Annotated in this window: 20 protein-coding genes; 11 read left to right on the forward strand and 9 right to left on the reverse strand. The window is 69.6% G+C overall.

The window, feature by feature from the left end; translation table 11 throughout:
• The first annotated feature begins 2 nt into the window (after window positions 1-2).
• Window positions 3-665, forward strand: a complete 663-nt coding sequence (locus ACWDSJ_RS24115) for a 2OG-Fe(II) oxygenase (RefSeq protein ID WP_450034422.1) — start codon at window positions 3-5, stop codon at window positions 663-665.
• 68 nt (window positions 666-733) lie between these two features.
• On the opposite strand, the gene ACWDSJ_RS24120 is transcribed toward ACWDSJ_RS24115, so the two are convergent.
• Together ACWDSJ_RS24120 and ACWDSJ_RS24125 are read right to left on the reverse strand one after the other, a co-directional pair.
• The gene (locus ACWDSJ_RS24120) at window positions 734-1,123 is read right to left on the reverse strand and encodes a hypothetical protein (RefSeq protein WP_450034423.1); all 390 of its coding nucleotides are present in this window, start codon (window positions 1,121-1,123) and stop codon (window positions 734-736) included.
• A 98-nt stretch (window positions 1,124-1,221) separates the two neighbouring features.
• The gene (locus tag ACWDSJ_RS24125; protein WP_450034424.1) at window positions 1,222-1,401 is read right to left on the reverse strand and encodes a hypothetical protein; all 180 of its coding nucleotides are present in this window, start codon (window positions 1,399-1,401) and stop codon (window positions 1,222-1,224) included.
• Window positions 1,402-1,426: 25 nt separating this feature from the next.
• Between ACWDSJ_RS24125 and ACWDSJ_RS24130 the strand changes: the two genes are divergently transcribed.
• Window positions 1,427-1,924: a CGNR zinc finger domain-containing protein gene (locus tag ACWDSJ_RS24130; RefSeq protein WP_450034425.1), complete on the forward strand. Its 498-nt coding sequence runs from the start codon at window positions 1,427-1,429 to the stop codon at window positions 1,922-1,924.
• A 146-nt stretch (window positions 1,925-2,070) separates the two neighbouring features.
• Here the strand turns inward: ACWDSJ_RS24130 and ACWDSJ_RS24135 are convergent, their stop codons facing one another.
• Both ACWDSJ_RS24135 and ACWDSJ_RS24140 read right to left on the reverse strand, forming a co-directional pair.
• Window positions 2,071-2,610, reverse strand: a complete 540-nt coding sequence (locus tag ACWDSJ_RS24135; RefSeq protein WP_450034427.1) for a dihydrofolate reductase family protein — start codon at window positions 2,608-2,610, stop codon at window positions 2,071-2,073.
• Complete coding sequence (locus tag ACWDSJ_RS24140; protein ID WP_450034429.1) at window positions 2,607-3,524, reverse strand: helix-turn-helix domain-containing protein; 918 nt, start codon at window positions 3,522-3,524, stop codon at window positions 2,607-2,609. Before ACWDSJ_RS24140 ends, ACWDSJ_RS24135 begins: the two co-directional genes overlap by 4 nt.
• A 188-nt stretch (window positions 3,525-3,712) precedes the next feature.
• Between ACWDSJ_RS24140 and ACWDSJ_RS24145 the strand changes: the two genes are divergently transcribed.
• On the forward strand, window positions 3,713-4,438 hold the full coding sequence (locus ACWDSJ_RS24145; RefSeq protein WP_450034431.1) for a VIT1/CCC1 transporter family protein: 726 nt from the start codon (window positions 3,713-3,715) through the stop codon (window positions 4,436-4,438).
• A gap of 46 nt (window positions 4,439-4,484) precedes the next feature.
• On the opposite strand, the gene ACWDSJ_RS24150 is transcribed toward ACWDSJ_RS24145, so the two are convergent.
• The gene (locus ACWDSJ_RS24150) at window positions 4,485-4,649 is read right to left on the reverse strand and encodes a hypothetical protein (RefSeq protein WP_387366748.1); all 165 of its coding nucleotides are present in this window, start codon (window positions 4,647-4,649) and stop codon (window positions 4,485-4,487) included.
• A 434-nt stretch (window positions 4,650-5,083) separates the two neighbouring features.
• Window positions 5,084-6,076, reverse strand: a complete 993-nt coding sequence (locus tag ACWDSJ_RS24155; RefSeq protein WP_450034432.1) for an acyl-ACP desaturase — start codon at window positions 6,074-6,076, stop codon at window positions 5,084-5,086.
• A gap of 266 nt (window positions 6,077-6,342) precedes the next feature.
• Between ACWDSJ_RS24155 and ACWDSJ_RS24160 the strand changes: the two genes are divergently transcribed.
• The 3 genes from ACWDSJ_RS24160 (at window position 6,343) to ACWDSJ_RS24170 (ending at window position 9,868) form a co-directional block, all read left to right on the forward strand.
• Window positions 6,343-7,587: a KasA/KasB family beta-ketoacyl-ACP synthase gene (locus tag ACWDSJ_RS24160; protein WP_450034433.1), complete on the forward strand. Its 1,245-nt coding sequence runs from the start codon at window positions 6,343-6,345 to the stop codon at window positions 7,585-7,587.
• A gap of 100 nt (window positions 7,588-7,687) precedes the next feature.
• Complete coding sequence (gene fadD32 / locus ACWDSJ_RS24165; protein WP_450034434.1) at window positions 7,688-9,544, forward strand: long-chain-fatty-acid--AMP ligase FadD32; 1,857 nt, start codon at window positions 7,688-7,690, stop codon at window positions 9,542-9,544.
• 123 nt (window positions 9,545-9,667) lie between these two features.
• Entirely contained in the window at window positions 9,668-9,868 is a 201-nt protein-coding gene (locus tag ACWDSJ_RS24170; RefSeq protein WP_387366736.1) for a hypothetical protein, read from the forward strand.
• Between the two features lie 3 nt (window positions 9,869-9,871).
• On the opposite strand, the gene ACWDSJ_RS24175 is transcribed toward ACWDSJ_RS24170, so the two are convergent.
• The 3 genes from ACWDSJ_RS24175 to ACWDSJ_RS24185 form a co-directional block, all read right to left on the reverse strand.
• Window positions 9,872-10,615 carry an SDR family NAD(P)-dependent oxidoreductase gene (locus ACWDSJ_RS24175; protein ID WP_450034436.1) on the reverse strand — a complete coding sequence of 248 codons (744 nt, stop codon included), beginning with the start codon at window positions 10,613-10,615 and terminating at the stop codon, window positions 9,872-9,874.
• Complete coding sequence (locus ACWDSJ_RS24180) at window positions 10,612-11,778, reverse strand: thiolase family protein (protein ID WP_450034437.1); 1,167 nt, start codon at window positions 11,776-11,778, stop codon at window positions 10,612-10,614. Before ACWDSJ_RS24180 ends, ACWDSJ_RS24175 begins: the two co-directional genes overlap by 4 nt.
• Before the next feature lie 61 nt (window positions 11,779-11,839).
• Window positions 11,840-12,280, reverse strand: a complete 441-nt coding sequence (locus tag ACWDSJ_RS24185; RefSeq protein ID WP_450034438.1) for a hypothetical protein — start codon at window positions 12,278-12,280, stop codon at window positions 11,840-11,842.
• Between the two features lie 130 nt (window positions 12,281-12,410).
• Here ACWDSJ_RS24185 and ACWDSJ_RS24190 point away from each other — a divergent pair, with 130 nt between their 5' ends.
• The 5 genes from ACWDSJ_RS24190 to ACWDSJ_RS24210 all read left to right on the forward strand — a co-directional run bounded on the left by ACWDSJ_RS24190 (window position 12,411) and on the right by ACWDSJ_RS24210 (window position 18,449).
• Window positions 12,411-13,922 (forward strand): hypothetical protein, encoded by a 1,512-nt coding sequence (locus ACWDSJ_RS24190; protein WP_387366724.1) that lies wholly within the window; start codon window positions 12,411-12,413, stop codon window positions 13,920-13,922.
• 52 nt (window positions 13,923-13,974) lie between these two features.
• The gene (locus ACWDSJ_RS24195) at window positions 13,975-14,226 is read left to right on the forward strand and encodes a hypothetical protein (protein WP_387366721.1); all 252 of its coding nucleotides are present in this window, start codon (window positions 13,975-13,977) and stop codon (window positions 14,224-14,226) included.
• A 119-nt stretch (window positions 14,227-14,345) separates the two neighbouring features.
• Window positions 14,346-15,185, forward strand: a complete 840-nt coding sequence (locus tag ACWDSJ_RS24200) for a DUF72 domain-containing protein (RefSeq protein ID WP_450034440.1) — start codon at window positions 14,346-14,348, stop codon at window positions 15,183-15,185.
• 143 nt (window positions 15,186-15,328) lie between these two features.
• Window positions 15,329-15,820: a MarR family winged helix-turn-helix transcriptional regulator gene (locus tag ACWDSJ_RS24205; RefSeq protein WP_387366715.1), complete on the forward strand. Its 492-nt coding sequence runs from the start codon at window positions 15,329-15,331 to the stop codon at window positions 15,818-15,820.
• Between the two features lie 10 nt (window positions 15,821-15,830).
• Window positions 15,831-18,449, forward strand: a complete 2,619-nt coding sequence (locus tag ACWDSJ_RS24210; RefSeq protein WP_450034443.1) for an MFS transporter — start codon at window positions 15,831-15,833, stop codon at window positions 18,447-18,449.
• The last annotated feature ends 8 nt before the right edge of the window (window positions 18,450-18,457 follow it).

Below are 18,457 nucleotides of genomic sequence, written 5' to 3' on the forward strand. Positions count from 1 at the left end.
TTTTGAAGGATCACGCGGTGACCACCCTCTACTCGGCTACGACACGCCACCACTTCGCTGGCGTCCGGTCGTACACCATCCTGCTGGACACAACCGATCGGCGGTTTCGGAGTACCGTCGATATGGCTCGGCATCGGTTCGGGGCGGGGGAGTATCGGTACTTCACGCACGAGTTGCCGGAGGTGGTACGGGAGTTGCGGGGGGCGTTCTATCCGGAATTGCTTGGGGTGGCGCGAGATTGGGCGGGGCGGTTGGGGCGGGCGGGGTCGTGGCCGGAGGAGTTGGCGGAGTGGGTGGCCCGGTGTCATGCGGCGGGGCAGACGAAATCGGCTCAGATACTGTTGCGGTACGGGCCGGGGGACTGGAACGCGCTGCATCGGGATCTGTTCGGGGAGATGGTGTTTCCGTTGCAGGTGGTCATCGGGCTGGACACTCCGGGGGTGGATTACACCGGCGGCGAGTTCCTCATGGTCGAGCAGCGGCCGCGGGCGCAGTCACGGGGGGCCGCGGTGACCCTGCCGCGGGGACACGGGTTGATCTTCACCACTCGCGAACGGCCCGTGCGGAATTCACGCGGCTGGTCGGCCGCGCCGATGCGCCACGGCGTGAGCGTCGTGCGTTCCGGGCGACGGCACACCCTCGGCCTCGTCTTTCACGAGGCGTGATGTACACATTGCTGGGCGCGGACGGCCGGCCCTACCGCAGTGCCGAAAACTCACGCGCACAACCCGATTCAATCGAACCGGGACCTCGCTCGCGGGCGGCGGCCGAGCGGTGTCGGGTGGGGTGCGAAGCGGCGGTGGGTGTAGCGGAGGGCGGCCAGGAGGACGAGGGCTACTGCGGCGGCGACGTAGTCGGCGGTGGCGGCGCCGAAGATGGCCAGGGCGCCGAAGATCGGGGGTTCGAGGAGGGCGCACCACCCGAGGACGCGGAGGCGGGTGGAATGGGCGTTCAGCCAGGTGAGGCCGTCGTCGATGATGTCCTCGGCGATGTCGTGCTCCACCAGGCCGTCGCTCACCTGGACGAAGCGGTGGATCGCCTCGTCGCGGGTGATTCGGCCGAGCCAGGCGGCATCGATGAGACGTTTGGCCTCGGTCGCGACTGCCGTGATGACCGCGTCCATGCTGCGGAGCCCTTTCCCGTCGGGTGCCGCAGATTCTAGGGGGCGCGGTTCGGCGGATGTGGCGGCATCCCCTCGAAATCGTTGGCGCAGGGCCGATATCAGGTGGACACGCCGTCGACACGCCGGGCGGCGAAGGCGCTCACGCCCGCGGTGGCGACCAGCTCGCCGTGCTCGACGATCAGCCAGCGGCCACAGACACAGCGCAGATAGCGCACCGAACCGTGGGTCGAGATCGCGGTGGGGGCGGGCCAGGAGCAGGAAGGGCAGGTGGCGGACATGCCTCCACCCTGCTGTAATAGGTCAATGCATTTCAACCCTTACGGTGGGTCGGCGGCGGAACTCGCCGCGCTGCTGGTGAACGCCGAGCCGGGTGCGGATCTGATCCGGGTGCTCGACGAGTTCGGGTACGCGCCGATCACGGGGCTCGACGCCGCGCAGGACGCCCACCTGCGGGAGTGGATCCGCCGTCTGGACGAGGTCTTCGCCGAGCCGACGGTCGCGCGGCTCAACGGCCTGCTGGCCGAAACCACCACGCGCCCATACATTTCCACGCACGACGGCCGCGCGCCGCACCTGCACTACGCGTGGGAGGGTGATCCGATGGACGAGCGGGTGAAGGCCTACACCGCGGCGGGGCTGGCGACCCTGTTCTGCGAGGCGCCGGGACGGATCGGCCGCTGTTCGCGCGCGGGCTGCCGGATGGTGTTCATCGATACCTCGCGCAACGGCCGCCGACGCTTCTGCTCCACGCGGTGCTCGACCCGCGTACATGTCGCAGAGCATCGGCGGCGCGCGGTGTGACGCGCTCACCGGATCGTCCCCGCCTCGGCCCGGGCACGGCGCGAACGCGAACGCCGTTGTCCGCGCACCGATCGACGCGGGCCGCCCCGCGTCGATCATGTGCTACAGCATAGTCCACGAACGCGACTGTTCGCGAGTCGGGATTCTCATCCTCCCGCGCGCACGACTTCGAAACTCGCGCAGGCGAACTCACCGTTCCGTTCCAGGGCGGTGAGCTTCAATTCGGCATGCCGGGGCAGCAGCGGCGCACCCGCGCCCAGCGTCACGGGGGCGATGCTGACCATGACCTCGTCGAGCAGGTCGTGTTCGAGGAACTGCCCGGCAAGGTCGCCGCCGCCGACCACCCAGATGTCGCGTCCGCCCGCGGCTTCGGCGAGCCGCCGGTGCAGGGCGGGGATCGCCTCGCTGGTGAAGTGGACCTCGCCGTCGGTGCGGGCGGCGAATTCGCGGTGGGTGACCACCCACGCGGGCACGGTGTACGGCCAGGGTTCGGCGGACTGGTGGTCGAGCACCCACCGATAGGTGTTGGCGCCCATGACGATCGCGCCGATCCCGGTGATGAACTTCTCGTAGCCCATCGGCCCGGCCGGGTCGTGGTCGCGGGTCAGCAGCCAGTCCAGCGAGTGGTCCGGGGTGGCGATGAACCCGTCCAGGGTGGTCGCCGTGTAGTAGATGGTGCGGGTCATGCGTTGCCTCTCCGTCGTAGCCACATGATGGGATCGCCGTATTCGTCCGCGGCGGCGGGGTTTTCGGCGCGCAGCCATTGCCACGCGAGTTGGCGGCGATGCGCCGAGTAGGTGAGGACGTGGGCCAGCACGCTGCCCAGGACGAAGCTCTCGGGCGGTTCGCACAGGGCGTCGATCAGGGTGTCGTTCCAGCCGCCGCGGCGGTCGATCGCGCGCACCGCGTCCAGCCAGCGCGGCGCCACCTCGTCGAGTCGCCGGGTGAGGGTGGCCGGATCGTCGGGGCCGTGCGGGGGCTGGTCGGCGCCCTCGATGGAGGCCAGCCACACCTCCTTGGCCCAGATCAGATGGTCCAGTACGGTCGCGAGGGAATCGTCGGGCCCGTCCCAGGCCAGCGCCGTGCCGTTTCCGCGCTTGCGCCGATAGGCCGTGTCGTCCAGACTCTTCGCCAGGTCCAGCAGCGCGCGGGTGTCGTCCAGGTCGTGATGCACCAGCAGTGTCGTCGGATCCATATCGGACCGTCCCTTCGGCTCGCTCTCCACCCACAGCGACATCGGCGGATGGAAGTGGATTCCGTTGACCGCGGGCAGCCAGCGCGTCGCCGGTCGGCGCGGGGTGGCGCTGGGCGCGTGCCCGAACGCCCTGCTGAACGCACGGCTGAAGCCCTCGACCGAGTCGTAGCCCGCCGCCCACGCCACCTCGGTGACGGCCGCTCCCGTACTCAACTGCCACGCGGCCCGTTCCAACAACACCCGCCGCCGCATGGCCACGGGCGCCTCCCCGGTCCCCTTGGACACCTGGCGGGCGAAATGGAAGGGCGAGGCGTACACGCCCGAGGCCATGTCGGTGAGTGTGGTGTTCCGCTCGTCCAGGACCGCGTCGAGCAGTTCGCGCAGCCGATCTCGTCCGTTGGTCACGCTACGAGTCTGGTCCCCGACCGCCCCGGCCCGCTTGACCGTTCTTGCGCAAGGCGTGGCGGGTCCGCGGGAGCGCCCGGGCCGACGTACCGGTTAGGTTTGGAAACCCTTGGCGTGCAATGCATTACCTAAATATGGGCAGGCTGGCATTGCTGGCGGACCGGGCGCGGAATCGATAGTTTGGGCGCATGCGGACAGAGCAGGAGACGGTGGTCGCCCCGGCGCACGGCGAGCCGCACGGCGGTGGGCTCGGGGCGCGGCTGAATTGGCTGCGGGCCGGGGTGCTGGGGGCCGACGACGGCATCGTGTCGGTGGCGGGCATCGTGGTCGGGATGGCCGCGGCGACGACGAATTCGGCGGCGATCGTGGCCGCGGGCGTGGCGGGACTGGCGGCCGGGGCGGTGTCGATGGCGTTGGGGGAGTACGTGTCGGTGAGCACGCAGCGCGACAGCGAGCGGGCCGTGCTGGCGGTCGAGCGGCGCGAGCTGGCCGAGATGCCGGAACAGGAACTGGCCGAGCTGGCGGCGATCTATCAGGGCAAGGGCCTCTCACCCGCGACCGCGTGGCGGGTGGCCGAGGAACTCACCGAGAACGACGCGTTCACCGCGCACGCCGAGGCCGAATTGGGGATCGATCCCACGGCCCTGACCAATCCGTGGCACGCCGCGCTGTCGTCGGCGCTGTCGTTCACCCTCGGGGCGCTGCTGCCGCTGCTGGCGATCCTGAGCCCGGCGGCGATCCGGGTGCCGGTGACGGTCGGCGCGGTGCTGCTGGCCCTCGGGCTGACCGGCGCGCTCGGCGCCCGCCTGGGTGGGGCGCCGGTGGGGCGCGCGACGATTCGGGTCCTGCTCGGCGGGGCGCTGGCGATGGCCACGACCTACGCGGTCGGGCATCTGGTCGGAATCACGATCTGAGACGAACACCGGCCCCGGGTCGTCGGCGACGAGCCCGGGGTCGAAATCAGTGGTTCCCGAGCCGGATTCGCTCGAGGGCGGTGCGCAGCTTGGCCTGACGTTCGGGGTCGTCGATGCGGAGCCGGATGTGCACGTTGGAGGTGGGTGCGTCCACGGTGACCGGCCCGGATTTCCGGGTGGTCGCGCGAGCCGCGTGGGGTACTGCAGTCATGCCTCCCAGTGTGCCCTTACGGCAATCTTCTGGCAATGTGTTCTGCCACTCCATGTCGGGTCGAGACCATATCGAAATGCTCGGAGGTACACGAACTTCCGATCGAGCGCTCGCCGCACCGGGGAGTACCCCCGCGACGACCAGCTAACACCGATGTGATCCGCCCCCGTCCGCGCCGGTCCGGGAAACCCCCTCGAGCACAGGCAAATGCGTCCGCGACGTGCCGAAATGCCTTGGCGAGCGGGCCGCCGCCGCGGGGCGGGCGGCCCGTCGGCGTCGAAAACGCCCGTCGCCCGCGGCATGTCGCGTTCCCGGGACCGGCGGGCCCCTGGACGGATGACCGGTGCGCCGCGAAAGCCCCTACGACCGGCCGTCCGTCCATCGAGAAGTGCGCTGGGGCAGGCGGAGTCGGCCCCGGCGCACCGGTACGCCGGTCAGCGGTCGGCGCTCACCAGGCCGCGGCGGGCGGCCTCGCGGGCCAGCGCCCGGTCGCGTTGTTCCTCGAACCGGGCGCAGTCCTCGCGCAGGCGTTCGAGGAATGCGCCGAGGCGCTCGCGGGCCTGTTCGCCGCGCGGCCCGAAGTCGTTGCGCTCGAAGATGTTCCACTTGCGCAGGACCGGCAGGACCACCTCGTCGAGGTGCTGGCGCAGATCGTAGATGCCGTGTTTGGCCATCAACACGCCGTTGCGCCGCCAGTCGGGCATTCCGGCGCCGGGCATCTGGAAGTGGCACACGATGTCGGTGATCGCCGCGACGGCCTGATCCGGCACGAGATCCAGGGCCGCGGCGCACATGTCGCGGTAGAAGATCATGTGCAGGTTCTCGTCGGCGGCGATGCGTTGCAACATGCGGTCGGCCACGGGATCGTCGCAGACGCGGCCGGTGTTGCGGTGACTGACCCGGGTCGCGAGTTCCTGGAAGGTCACGTACGCGACCGAGTGCAGGAATCCGGTGTCGGCCAGATGTACGCCGCCGCCGGCCTCGCGCACCAGCCGCATGGGGTCGTAGCCGTTGGTCATGTGGATCATGCGGGCCCGTTCGAGGGCGACCGGGTCGACGCCGCGGGTGACGACGAGATAGTCCCGCATGACGATGCCGTGCCGGTTCTCCTCGGCGGTCCAGCGGCCCACCCAGGTGCCCCACGCGCCGTCCTGGGAGAAGTTCTCGGCGATCTCCCGGTGGTAGGAGGGCAGGTTGTCCTCGGTCAGCAGATTGGTGATCATGGCCGCGCGGGCGAGTTCGCTCAATCGGGATTGCGCGGGGTCCCAGTCGATCCCGCCCAGGGCGGCGAAGTTGCGCCCCCGGTCCCAGGGGACGTAGTCGTGCGGGTGCCACTCCTTGGCCATCGACAGGTGCCGATCGACATTGCGGGCGGCGACGGGTTCCAGCTCGAGCAGCAGTTCGAGCTGCGTGAGGTTCCTGGCCACGATGATGCCTTTCCTCGATACGGATCGCGGGTGAGACGTTGCGGGAAGAAACCGGTACAGTGCATTAGCGACCGGATTGCTGTGTAACACGCGGTTTGGCCGGTCAGGTACGCCTCGATAATGTAGTCCCGCCTCGGCCGGGCACTCGAGGCAGGCGGTAAACGCCTGCCGGACAAGGTGTTCCCGTCGCCGTGGATGTCGCTTTCGCTTGGATTCGCCGCAGTATTGCCCTACCCCGCAGTGTTGCCACCGAAAGAGAGCCGAGAATGACGATTTCCAGCCGTAGGCGCTACCCCGACGTCGTCGTGACCAGCCTGGCGGCGACCACCTCGATCGCCGGGGACGTCGACTCCACCTGGAAGGGACTGCTCAACGGCGAGAGCGGTATCGACGTCCTCGAGGACGCCTTCGTCGAGCAGTTCGAACTGCCCGTGCGCATCGGCGGGCATCTGAAGGTCAAGCCCGACACCAACCTCACCCGCGAGGAGACGCGCCGGCTGTCCTACGTCGAGCAGATGGCGTTGGTGCTCGGCCGTGAGGTGTGGCGCAACGCCGGGAGTCCGGAGGTCGACGCCGAACGCCTCGGCGTCTCGATCGGCACGGGCCTGGGCGGCGCCGAGATCTACATCGACGCCACCAACAAGATGCAGAACGGCGGCTACAAGCATGTGCCGCCGCTGGCCGTGCCGATGATCATGCCCAACGGCTCGGCCGCCGTGGTCGGTCTGGAACTGGGCGCGAAAGCCGGTATCGCGACGCCGGTTTCGGCCTGCTCGTCGGGTTCGGAGGCGATCGCCAACGCGTGGAAGATGATTGTGATGGGCGACGCCGACATGGTCGTGACCGGCGGGGTGGAGGGTTCCATCCAGGCGCTGCCGATCGCCGCGTTCTCCATGATGCGCGCGATGAGCACCCGTAACGACGATCCCAAGCGCGCCTCGCGCCCGTTCGATCTCGACCGCGACGGCTTCGTGTTCGGCGAGGCCGGGGCGATGATGGTGATCGAGACCGAGGAGCACGCGCGGGCCCGGGGCGCCACCATCCACGCCCGGCTGCTGGGCGCGGGCGTGACCTCCGACGGCTTCCATCTGGTCGCCCCGGATCCCGAGGGCAAGGGCGCGGCGCGGGCGATCACGCGCGCGATCGAGACCGCGGGTATCGCCAAAACCGATGTGGCACATGTGAACGCGCACGCCACGGCCACCCCGATCGGCGACACCTCCGAGGCGCTGGCCATCGCCGGCGCGATCGGTTCGCACGCCTCGGTGTACGCGCCGAAATCCGCGCTCGGCCATTCCATCGGCGCGGTCGGCGCGCTCGAATCGGTGTTGACGGTACTCAGCATTCGCGATGCGATCGTGCCGCCGACTTTGAATTTGGACAATCAGGATCCGACCGTCGAACTGGACATCGTCAAAGGCCAAGCGCGCCCGGGCCGGATCGACTACGCCGTCAACAACTCGTTCGGATTCGGGGGCCACAATGTCTCGCTGACATTCGGGCGATATTGAGCAAACCCCGCCGAAGCGCTGCTACTGTTCGGGCTTCGGTGTCGATCCGTATCGGTGTCATGGCACGGCCGAAAGCGGCGTGCGTGAAAAAGGATAGGGAATGATCGGCGAGACTTTCGATGACTATTTGGACGAACACGGCAATCTCGACATCCGTGGTGATTCGACTCTGATCGACTTCGTCGACATGCACAGTGCGACGAACGGGGATGAGCTGGCCTACCGCTACATCGACTACTCCCGTGAACGGGACGGTGAGTATCACGAACTCACCTGGCGCGAGTTCGGTGTCCGGCTGCGCGCGGTGGCGGCCCGGCTGCAACAGGTGACCAGCCCGCGTGATCGGGTCGCGATCCTGGCGCCGCAGGGGCTGGACTACGTGGTCTCCATCTTCGCGGCGGTGTACGCGGGCAATATCGCGGTGCCGCTGTTCGATCCGGAGGAGCCCGGCCACACCGATCGCCTGCACGCGGTGCTCGGCGACTGCCAGCCCTCGGCGATCCTGACGGCCAGCGCGTCCGCGGCGGGGGTGCGGGAGTTCTTCCGGCACCTGCCCGCCTCCCAGCGGCCGCGCATCATCGCCGTGGACGCGATCCCCGACAGCGTGGGCGCGAGCTGGGTGCGGCCGGACATCAACATCGACAGCGTCGCCTATCTCCAGTACACCTCGGGGTCCACCCGCACGCCCGCCGGGGTCGAGATCACGCATCGTTCGGTGGGCACCAACCTGTTGCAGATGATCGACGCGCTCGGCCTGGTCGAGAACGCGCGCGGGGTCACCTGGCTGCCGATGTTCCACGACATGGGGTTGCTGTGCGTGATCCTGCCGACGATCGTCGGCAAGTTCATCACGATCATGTCGCCGAGCGCGTTCGTGCGCCGCCCGTACCGCTGGATCAAGGAACTCGCCGCCGCCTCCGACGGGGCCGGAACCTACGCCGCCGCACCGAATTTCGCGTTCGAGCACGCCGCGATGCGCGGACTGCCCAAACCGGGCGAGAATCTGGACCTGTCGAACGTGATCGGGTTGATCAACGGCAGCGAGCCGGTGTCGGTGAGCTCGATGAAGAAGTTCAACGAGGCGTTCGTCCCCTACGGGCTGCCCAAGACGGCCATCAAACCGTGCTACGGCATGGCCGAGGCCACGCTGTTCGTCTCGGCGACCCGGCGCGACGACGAGGCCCGGGTGGTCTACGTCGACCGCGGCCAGCTCAACGCGGGCCGCATGGTCGAGGTGGACGCCGACGCGGAAAGCGCTGTGGCCCAGGTGTCCTGCGGCTACGTCGCGCGGTCGCAGTGGGCGGTGATCGTGGATCCGGAGACCGGCGCCGAGCGCGACGACGGTTCGGTGGGCGAGATCTGGTTGCACGGCCGGAACATGGGCATCGGGTACTGGGGACGGCCGCAGGAGAGCGAGGCGACCTTCCGCAACCGGCTCACCGCGCGGCAGGCATCGGGCAGCCACGCCGAGGGCACCGACCCCGACGCGCACTGGATGGCCACCGGCGACTACGGCGCCTACCACAACGGCGAGCTCTACATCACCGGCCGCGTCAAGGATCTCGTCATCGTCGACGGGCGCAACCACTACCCGCAGGATCTGGAGATGTCGGCGCAGGAGTCCTCGGACGCGCTGCGTCCCGGCTTCGTGGCGGCGTTCTCCGTCGCGCCCGACGATCTGCCCGACGCGGCGGCGGTGGGGACCGAACAGCTGGTGATCGTCGCCGAAAGGAATACGGGCGCGGCCAAATTGGATCCCGAGCCGGTCGCCGAGACGGTGCGCGGGGCGATCGCCCGGCGGCACGGGGTGACCGTGCGGGAACTGCTGCTGGTGCCCGCGGGCTCGATCCCGCGAACCTCCAGCGGCAAGATCGCCCGGCGCGCCTGCAAGGCCGCGTATCTCAACGGCACCCTGCGCGGCGGCCAACGGCAGCAAGCGTTTCCCGACACGCCGTAGCGCGGCCTCCGCGAGCGCCGGGCACCCAGGTGTCCGGCGCTTGTCCTGCTTCGGCGAGCCGTTATCGAGCTACTCTGTGGTTACGGACATGGTCGGTGCAGACCCGTCACCAGGGAGCGTGCCATGGAGTATTCGATCACGGATTTCCTTGCCCTGAGCACACATTCGGCTCCGCCGGGCCGGTTGCCGGTGGAGCGGGCGCACCGGGTGATGCAGATGCACACCGATTGCTCGACCGACAACTGCCCGAACAAGCGCGCCGCCTACGACGCGCTCGTCCGGGCGGGTCACCTGGTCCCCGACAGCTGCCGCCGCCCGAGCTGAGGCTCAGGCGCGCCAGAGTTGTTCGCCCGCACGGGATATCACGATATTGGGCACCACCGCGCGGGCGGACAGCCGCGCGATGGCGAGGACCAGTTCGGCGATGTCGGAGGTCGGCAGCATGGCGTCCGCGTCCAATTCGCCCTGTTTCCAGGCGCTCATATCGGTGTCGACGTAGCCGGGGGAGAGGGCGGTGGCGCTCACCCCGCGGCGCGACTCCTCCAGCGACAGCGTCTCGCACAGCGAGATCAACGCCGCCTTGGTCGCGCCGTAGGCGGCCAGCCCCGGCTCGCCCGCCACGCCCGTGATGGACGCGATCGCAACGATTTTCGCGCCCCGTTCCGGCGCCGCGGCGGCGCTCTTGCGCAGCAACGGCAACGCGTGCTGGATCAGTGTGAGCGGGGCGCGGAAGTTCACCTCGAGCATGCGCTCGCGCGCCTTGGCGGTCATCTCCGCGACCGGTCCCGCGGTGCCGGTGCCCGCGCTGAGCACGAGCAGATCCAGCCCGCCGAAGCGCCACGCGTGCGCGTCGACGAGCGCGCCGAGCTGTTCGGCGTCGGTCATGTTGGCGGCGAAGGGGAACACCTCGCCGCCGGTCTCGTCCCGGAGTCGTTGCGCGGTCCGCTCGAGGGTGTCGGCGGTGCGGGCGGCGATGGTCACGGCGTAGCCGTCGCCCGCCAGGCGGCGGGCGATCTCGGCCCCGATGCCGCGCGAGCCGCCGGTGACCAGCGCGCTGCGCGCGGCGCTCACAGCCGCTCGATGACGGTGGCGTTGGCCAGCCCGCCCGCCTCGCACATGGTCTGCAACCCGTATCGGCCGCTGGTCTGCTCGAGATGGTTGACCAGCGTGGCGAGGATGCGGGTGCCGGACGCGCCGAGCGGGTGGCCCAGGGCGATCGCGCCGCCGCGCGGGTTCAGCCGCGCCGGATCCGCGCCGAGCTCGTGCTGCCACACCAGCGGCACGGGCGCGAACGCCTCGTTGACCTCGTAGGCGTCGATGTCGCCGATCGACAATCCCGCGCGCGCCAACACCTTTCGCGTGGCCGGGACGACCGCGGTCAGCATGAGCAGCGGGTCGTCGCCGACCACCGCGAAGGAGTGGAACCGCGCCCGCGGCCGCAGGCCGAGCCGATTCGCCCGCTCCTCGCTCATGATCAGCGCCGCGGACGCGCCGTCGGTGAGCGGGGAGGAGTTGCCCGGGGTGATCGACCAGTCGATCTCGGGGAAGCGGCGGGCGAACTCCTCGTTGGTGAACGCGGGCTTCAGATTGCCCAGGCCCTCGACCGTGGTGGTGGGGCGGATGGTCTCGTCGGCGGTCAGCTCGCCCGCGGCGAGGAGCTCGTTGGCGAAACCGCCCGCGGCGGCGGTCTCGGCGGCCAATCGGTGTGAGCGCGCGGCGAATTCGTCGAGGGTGGGGCGATCGAGCTTCCAGCGCGCGGTGATCACCTCGGCGGCGATGCCCTGCTGCACCAGGCCCTCGGGGTAGCGGTGCGCGAGCGGGCCCCGATTGGCGTCCGCGCCTTGGGCATTGGAGAACATCGGCACCCGCGACATCGACTCCACGCCGCAGGCGACGGCGATGTCGTAGGCCCCCGCCAGCACGCCCTGCGCGGCGAAGTGGGCGGCCTGCTGGCTGGATCCGCACTGCCGGTCGACCGTGGTGGCCGGGACCGACTCGGGGAAGCCCGCGGCGAGCACCGCGGTGCGGGCGATGTTGGACGCCTGTTCGCCGCTCTGGGTCACGCACCCGGCGATCACGTCGTCGACGAGGGCGGGGTCGAGGTCGTTGCGGGACACCAGGTCCGCGAGGACACCGGCCAGCAGGGTGGCCGGGTGCACACCGGAGAGCCCGCCGCCGGGCTTGCCCTTTCCGGACGGTGTGCGGACGACGTCGACGATGACGGCCGAGTTCATGGTGACTCCGATCGGATCGGTAACGCTGATGTCCTCAAGTTAACACGGATTCGCGTCCGGATCAGCGCGGGTCTTCGGCTTTCGTCGGGTTGAAGTTAGCCCCGAATCCATAGAGGATCGGCAGCACCGCGGCGGCGACGGGATTGTAGACACCCAGTTCCTGCGGCAGCGCGCCCAGCGAATAGGCCCAGATGACGAACGCCGCGAGGCCGAATCCGATCGGCAGCCACCGATTCGCGTACTTCGCCGCGGGATACTGCCGCATCAGCAGCGGGACCGTCCCGAGCAACAGGATCGCGAAGACGAGCAGCAGCCAGACGGTCCGCGCGGTGGTGTGCGCGTCGGTGAGGCCGGTGATCGCCGCGGAGGCGGCGAGATAGGGGCCGCTGGTCTCGATCGGGAAGTACTTGACGAGCCGTTCCTGGTAGGAGTCGCCGCCGGTGGACACCTGCTGTTCGGGACCGACCGGTCGTCGTGACACCGGGGTCACCGCGCGGCTCATGACTTGCACCATAGACCAACTCGTCCACGTCATCGACCGCGTGCCGGGAGCCGATCTGTGGCAGACTCGGCACGCACGATGCGGCCGCTCGACGACCGTGTGTGGAAGGGATGCGGGAGTTGGGATCGCGATGGAGTTGAGCGCCATCGAGCAGCAGGTGGCCGAGGACAGACGGATCGCCGCCCAGGAGCGGACGGATGAGGCCGAACTGCGGCTGGCCACCTCACTGTGCGAGCTGGCCCGGGCGTTCATGGCCACCAAACAGGACGGCTCCGAACGGGATCGGGCCCCCGCCGCGCTCGAACCCGCCCAGGAGGCCGTGCTGATCCGGCTGCGCTGGCTGACCGCCGGGCACGTCAGCGCCCATTTCGCCGGGCAGGTGCAGGAGGCGTTGCGGCTGTTCGAACAGGCCGCGCGCACCATCGGGCATCGGGAACTGGCGACCGCCACCATCCGGCAGGCGTGCGACGCGTATCACCATGTGGCCCAGCGGTATCCGATGGCGGCGGGGGTGTGCGCGGACGGTCTGTCCAAATGCGGCGTGTGGCTGTGCCGCCTGGATCCCGGGTCGGCGGTGGCGGCGAGTTCGGAGGCCGTGCGCATCCGGGCCGGGCTGTTCGCGGCCGATCCCGAGACCGCGAGCCGGTATCTGGCGAGTCTCAATATGTTGTTGCGCACGTTGATGATCGGGCGTTCGCGCAAGCAGGCGCTGGCGATGTACCGGGAGCGCTACTCGGCGTGGACCTCGGCGGCGATGACCACGCGGTTGCGCGAAACCCCGCTCGAGGAGCTGGAATTCACCAGCAAGACCTTCGCGGCGTTGCAGAAGCTGGAGTGCCCGACCCTCGATCGCGCGGCCCGGTTGACCCAGCAGCAGATCCTCTACCAGACCTCCGGTGATCTGAGCACCATCGAGGAGATCAACTGGAAGCTCGGCCTGGTGGGGCTGAAACCCCTGGCGGCCGGGGCACTTCCGGACCTGCCGTCCAAACCGGTCGAGATCGCGCATTCGTTCGGCGCGCTGAGCGTGCGCTGCACCGCCCCGGACGCGCTGGCCCAGGTGCGGGCGGCCGTGATCGCCGCGTACGCGGTCGACGACGCCCGCCCGGTCGGCAGTGGCTTCTTCCACGGCGTGCATCAGCCGCAGTGGACGCTGCCGGAGCCGGAGCTGAACCTGACCGAGCGGCTCGGCGACGACGTGGTGCTCATCGAACGCGCGGGGGGACACTGGATCTCGGTCAAGAGCCTGAACTGGGAACTGGCCCCGGTCGGGAAACATCCACTGGCGCTGCGGCTCGCGCAGGACTGGCCGGTGATCGCGGTGAGCACCACCGAGAATCTGGCCTACGAATTGTGCTGGTACGCCGAGGGTTCGGCGACCCAGTACGCCGCGCTGGGCCGCCCCGCCGGGCAGCCCGCGCTGGACAAACCGTTGGCGCCCTTGGATTTCGCGCTGCTCGCCGAGTACGGCGCCGACTACGCCTCGGAGACCCAGGTGCGCGCCGCGTTCGGCAATACGGCCATGTTCGCCAAGCTCACCAACCTGCCCGCCAGCGGCATCCGGCAGGCCGGTCAGGCCCGGCCGCTGGCCGATTACGGGGAGCAGGTGCTGTTCCTGCGCCGTCGCGGGAACGCCGACTAGGGGGTCGCGCGCGCCACGGTTTTCTCTCCGCGCGCCCGGGCATACGCACAGCATGACTGCCGACAAGTCGAAGATCACGCCGGAGGACCTACGCCAGCTGCTCGACGCCGGGAGCCCGCACACCCGCCTGGTTCTGAGCGAGGGCAGCCTGCGCATCGAGCCCGGATCCGAGGACGACCTGGACACGCTGGTCGTCATCACCCGCGGCGACCTCGCCGCCCGCATCGGCGACCAGCCCGACGAGGCCGCGTTGAGTACCCAGGCCGAGGCGCTGAATACGGAGATCCGCCTGCTGGGCGCGTAGTGGGTGGCGCTCAATACCGAGATCCGCTTGCTGGGTGGGCGGGCGCTCGATACGGAGATCCGCCTGCTGGGTGCATGAGCCCCTTGGACGCCCGGCCCGGATGGGTGCATAAAGGTGCTATGCAGCTTCACGTCGGATGTGCGCAGTGGACGCACACCGCATGGCAGGACCGCCAGCCGCACGCCAAGTCGCGGCTGCGGGATTACGCGGGCTGGTGCAACGCCGTCGAGGGCAACACCACCTTCTACGGGACTCCCACCCGGCAGACCGTCGCGGGCTGGGCCGAGCAGACGGCCCCCGATTTCCGCTTCGTGGTCAAGCTGCCGCGGACCATCACCCACGAACGCCGGATGAGTGACGCCGACGCCGAGGTGCGGGCGTTCCTCGAGGCCGTCGAACCGCTCGGTCCCCGCGCGCACGCGATCTGGGTCCAGCTGCCCGCCTCCTTCGCGCCCACCGACCTCGGGGCCCTTGCCCGGTTCCTGGGTCGGCTGCCCGCGAATCATCGCTACGCCGTGGAGGTTCGGCATCCGGCCTTCTTCGACGACGAGCGGACCGCCCGGCAACTGGAATACGTGCTGGGTCGCACCGGCACCGAATGGATTCCGTTCGACACCACCACGCTGTTCGCGACCCGGCCCGGCACCGAGGCCGAGCGCGACGCCTGGACGCGCAAGCCGCGGGTCGCGCTGCGCACGGCGGCGCTGACCGACCATCCGATCGTGCGCTACATCGGCCGCGACGATCCGGAGGTCACGGCCGCGGGCTGGACGCGCTGGGTGGACGCCTGCGTCGACTGGCTCGGCGAGGGCCGCTCGCCGACGGTGTTCGTGCACACCCCCGACAACGCCGACGCCCTCACCCTGGCCCGCCGCTTCCACGACGACGTGCGCGCCCGGCTGCCGGATCTGTCCCCGCTGCCCGAACCCACCGACAGCGCGCCGATGACGTTGTTCTGAGGAAGTCCCTGATCGTTCTCAGGAAGCCGATGACGTTGTTCTGAGGAAAACGATTTGCGGGGGCACCGGGCGGCATGCGTATAGTTGGCACAGGCAACTAGTTGTGCGTGCTAATTAACTCCGTTGTATCGAGGTGATCGCCGATGACCGCCGTGGGTCTGGACAGCAACGCCGCCGCGTTCGACGACGCGGATCTGCTCGGCGCGCAGCTGCTCCGGTTCGTGCGCGCGATCAATCGGGCCAAGGGGCAACTGGCCAAGCACGGGCCGGACGGGCTGGAGAAGCTCGCCTACTCCGTCCTGTTCTGCCTGGTGCACGACGGTCCGCAGCGAACGGGCAAACTCGCCGAGCAGCTGCATGCCGAGATGTCGACCATCAGCAGACAGACCCGAACGCTGGTGGCCCACGGTCTGGTCGAGCGCCGGGCCGATCCGATCGACGGGCGCGCCTGCGTCCTGGCGGCCACCGCCGAGGGGCAGCGCGTCTTCGAGGAGAATCGCAGGTTGCGCAATCTGTGGATGGCCGATCTGCTGGGTGACTGGCCGCCCGCCGACCGGACCACCCTGATCACCCTGCTCGACCGCCTCAACAGCAGTATCGAAGCAATCCCCCCATCGACAGCCGAACCGAAATAAGGCCACCACTATGACGAATTCGACCGCCGAGGCGCCGGCCGCGCAGCCGGCCCCGGCGTCGGGTGCGGGCACGACACTGTCGCACCGGCAGATCCTGACCGTGTTGTCGGGCCTGCTGCTGGGCATGTTCCTCGCCGCACTCGACCAGAACATCGTGAGCGTGGCGATCGTGCGCATCGCCAACAGTCTGCACGGCTTCGACCAGCAGGCGTGGGCGACGACCGCCTACCTGATCACGGCGACGATCAGCACCCCGCTCTACGGCAAGCTCGCCGACATCTACGGGCGAAAGCCGTTCTACCTCACCGCGATCGGCCTGTTCGTCATCGGCTCGGCCGCGTGTACCTTCGCCACCTCGATGTACGAGCTGGCCGGGTTCCGCGCGTTCCAGGGCCTGGGCGCGGGCGGCCTGATGTCGTTGGCGTTCACCATCATCGGCGATATCGTCCCGGCCCGCGAGCGCGTGCGCTACCAGGGCTACTTCATGATCGTGTTCGGCAGCGCGACCGTGCTCGGCCCGGTGCTGGGCGGCTGGCTGTCGGGCTTCGACCACCTGTGGGGGCTGGACGGCTGGCGCTGGGTGTTCCTGGTGAACGTGCCGATCGGTGTCGTCGCGCTGGCCGTGGTCGCCCGGGTGCTCAACACCCCGCATCAGCGGCAGAACCACCGCGTCGACTGGTTCGGCGCGATCACCCTCGCGATCTGCGTGGTGCCGCTGCTGATCGTGGCCGAACAGGGCCGCGGCTGGGGGTGGGACTCGCGCAAGGCGATCATCTGCTACGCGATCGGCGCGATCGGGTTGCTGCTGTTCCTGTTCGTCGAGTACCTGATGCGCGACGCCGCGCTGATCCCGTTGCGGCTGTTCCGCAATTCGACGTTCAGCGTGACGATCCTCGGCGGCTTCATCGTCGGTGTGGCGATGTTCGGCGGCATCTCGATGGTTCCGCTGTATTTGCAGGTGGTGCGCGAATTCTCGCCCACCAAGGCCGGTTTGATGATGCTGCCGATGGTGCTGGGCATCATGCTGGGTTCGCAGATCTCCGGGCAGATCACCCGGTTCACCGGGCGCTACAAGTTCCTGCCCGTGCTGGGCACGTTCATCGTGGCGTGCGGTACGGCGTTGTACGCGCAGGTGCACTTCGACAGCCCGCTGTGGCAGCCGCTGCTCTACAGCGGCATCATCGGCTTCGGGCTCGGCGGGTGTATGCAGACGCTGATCCTCGCGGCCCAGAACGCCGGTCCCCGTTCGGATATGGGCGTGTCCACCGCGTCGGCCACCTTCTTCCGCCAGATGGGCGGCACGCTGGGCGTGGCGGTGTTCCTGACCATCCTGTTCAACCTGCTGCCGCACCGCATCGTCGACGCCTTCGGCGGCAACCTGCCGCCCGGGTTCGACACCGGCAAGCTGAACCAGTTGCAGAGCAACACCAGCGGTCTGGGCGCGCTGCCCCCGCAGGTGAAGGATCCGATCCTGATCGGGTTCACCAACTCCCTGCACGGGGTGTTCTACGCGGCCACCGCGGTGGCGCTGCTGGCCTCGTTCGTGCTGCTGTTCATGCGCGAGATCCCGCTCAAGGATCCGGGCGCGGCCGCCGCGGCCCCGCAGGCGCCCGAGCCCGTGGACGCCGCGGCCGAGTCGGCCTCGCCCGCAACGGAATTCGCCGCGGAGACCGTGCCCGCCGAGGCGGACCGGGAGCGGGTCGAGGTGTTCGCGGCGGCGGCGCCGGTGCGCGGCGGCAGGCACGCGGCCGATCCCGAACCCGCCCGCGTGCTCGCCCATCAGGGCGCCGCGACCAACGGCAGCACCGCGCACGGCGCGGTCGCGCAGCTGACGGCGGCCGAACCGGTGTCCTACGACGACGGCGAGGGCCGGTCGCTGGACGGACACGTGCGCCGCGAGGACGGCCGGGCCGTGCCCGGTGCGGTGCTGACGCTGATCGACCAACGCGGACACCAGGTTTCGCGGACCACCGGCGGCGGCGACGGCGGCTACCGGATCTCGGCCCCGGACCCGGGCGACTACGTGCTGATCGTGTCGGCGGCCGGACATCAGCCCGCGGCGGTGAACGTGCACGTCGGCGATCGCGCGCAGGCGCTGGACATCGCCCTGCAGGGTTCGGGCGAACTGTCCGGCGTGGTGCGCAAGGCCGGGCGCGGCGAGCCGGTGGCGGGCGCGACGGTCACGCTGACCGATATGCGCGGCGAGGTGGTCGGCGCCGCGGTCACCGGCGCGGACGGCGCCTACGTCTGCCAGGGCGTGGTGTCGGGCACCTACACCCTCGTCGCGGTCGCCGAGCACATGCGGCCCGCGGCAACGGCTCTCACCGTTCCCGACAGCGGGCTGCTGCACCACGACGTCGAGCTGTCGGCGATGACGGTGCTGTCCGGCGCGGCCTCGGCCGACGGACGGGCCGTGCGCGACGCGTACGTCTCGGTGCTCGACGAGCAGGGCAGCGAGATCGCGTCCGCGCGCACCGACGACAACGGCCGGTACGTGCTGACCGATCTGCCCGAGGGCGAGTACACCGTGGTGGCCCGCGGCTACCCGCCGGTGAGCGGCCGGGTCAGCGTGGTGGGCGGCGAGACCACCCACGACGTGCGACTGGGATACGACAACACATCCGCGTGAGCGACAGG

It is taken from the genome of Nocardia sp. NPDC003482, assembly GCF_053588115.1.

Coding starts and splice junctions, on each gene's coding strand:
- ACWDSJ_RS24180 (WP_450034437.1), bottom strand. CDS start 11,778: ATGAACTCGGCCGTCATCGTCGACGTCGTCCGCACACCGTCCGGAAAG.
- ACWDSJ_RS24170 (WP_387366736.1), top strand. CDS start 9,668: ATGGAGTATTCGATCACGGATTTCCTTGCCCTGAGCACACATTCGGCT.
- ACWDSJ_RS24185 (WP_450034438.1), bottom strand. CDS start 12,280: ATGAGCCGCGCGGTGACCCCGGTGTCACGACGACCGGTCGGTCCCGAA.
- fadD32 (WP_450034434.1), top strand. CDS start 7,688: ATGATCGGCGAGACTTTCGATGACTATTTGGACGAACACGGCAATCTC.
- ACWDSJ_RS24150 (WP_387366748.1), bottom strand. CDS start 4,649: ATGACTGCAGTACCCCACGCGGCTCGCGCGACCACCCGGAAATCCGGG.
- ACWDSJ_RS24130 (WP_450034425.1), top strand. CDS start 1,427: ATGCATTTCAACCCTTACGGTGGGTCGGCGGCGGAACTCGCCGCGCTG.
- ACWDSJ_RS24195 (WP_387366721.1), top strand. CDS start 13,975: ATGACTGCCGACAAGTCGAAGATCACGCCGGAGGACCTACGCCAGCTG.
- ACWDSJ_RS24210 (WP_450034443.1), top strand. CDS start 15,831: ATGACGAATTCGACCGCCGAGGCGCCGGCCGCGCAGCCGGCCCCGGCG.
- ACWDSJ_RS24145 (WP_450034431.1), top strand. CDS start 3,713: ATGCGGACAGAGCAGGAGACGGTGGTCGCCCCGGCGCACGGCGAGCCG.
- ACWDSJ_RS24125 (WP_450034424.1), bottom strand. CDS start 1,401: ATGTCCGCCACCTGCCCTTCCTGCTCCTGGCCCGCCCCCACCGCGATC.
- ACWDSJ_RS24135 (WP_450034427.1), bottom strand. CDS start 2,610: ATGACCCGCACCATCTACTACACGGCGACCACCCTGGACGGGTTCATC.
- ACWDSJ_RS24200 (WP_450034440.1), top strand. CDS start 14,346: ATGCAGCTTCACGTCGGATGTGCGCAGTGGACGCACACCGCATGGCAG.
- ACWDSJ_RS24160 (WP_450034433.1), top strand. CDS start 6,343: ATGACGATTTCCAGCCGTAGGCGCTACCCCGACGTCGTCGTGACCAGC.
- ACWDSJ_RS24190 (WP_387366724.1), top strand. CDS start 12,411: ATGGAGTTGAGCGCCATCGAGCAGCAGGTGGCCGAGGACAGACGGATC.
- ACWDSJ_RS24205 (WP_387366715.1), top strand. CDS start 15,329: ATGACCGCCGTGGGTCTGGACAGCAACGCCGCCGCGTTCGACGACGCG.
- ACWDSJ_RS24120 (WP_450034423.1), bottom strand. CDS start 1,123: ATGGACGCGGTCATCACGGCAGTCGCGACCGAGGCCAAACGTCTCATC.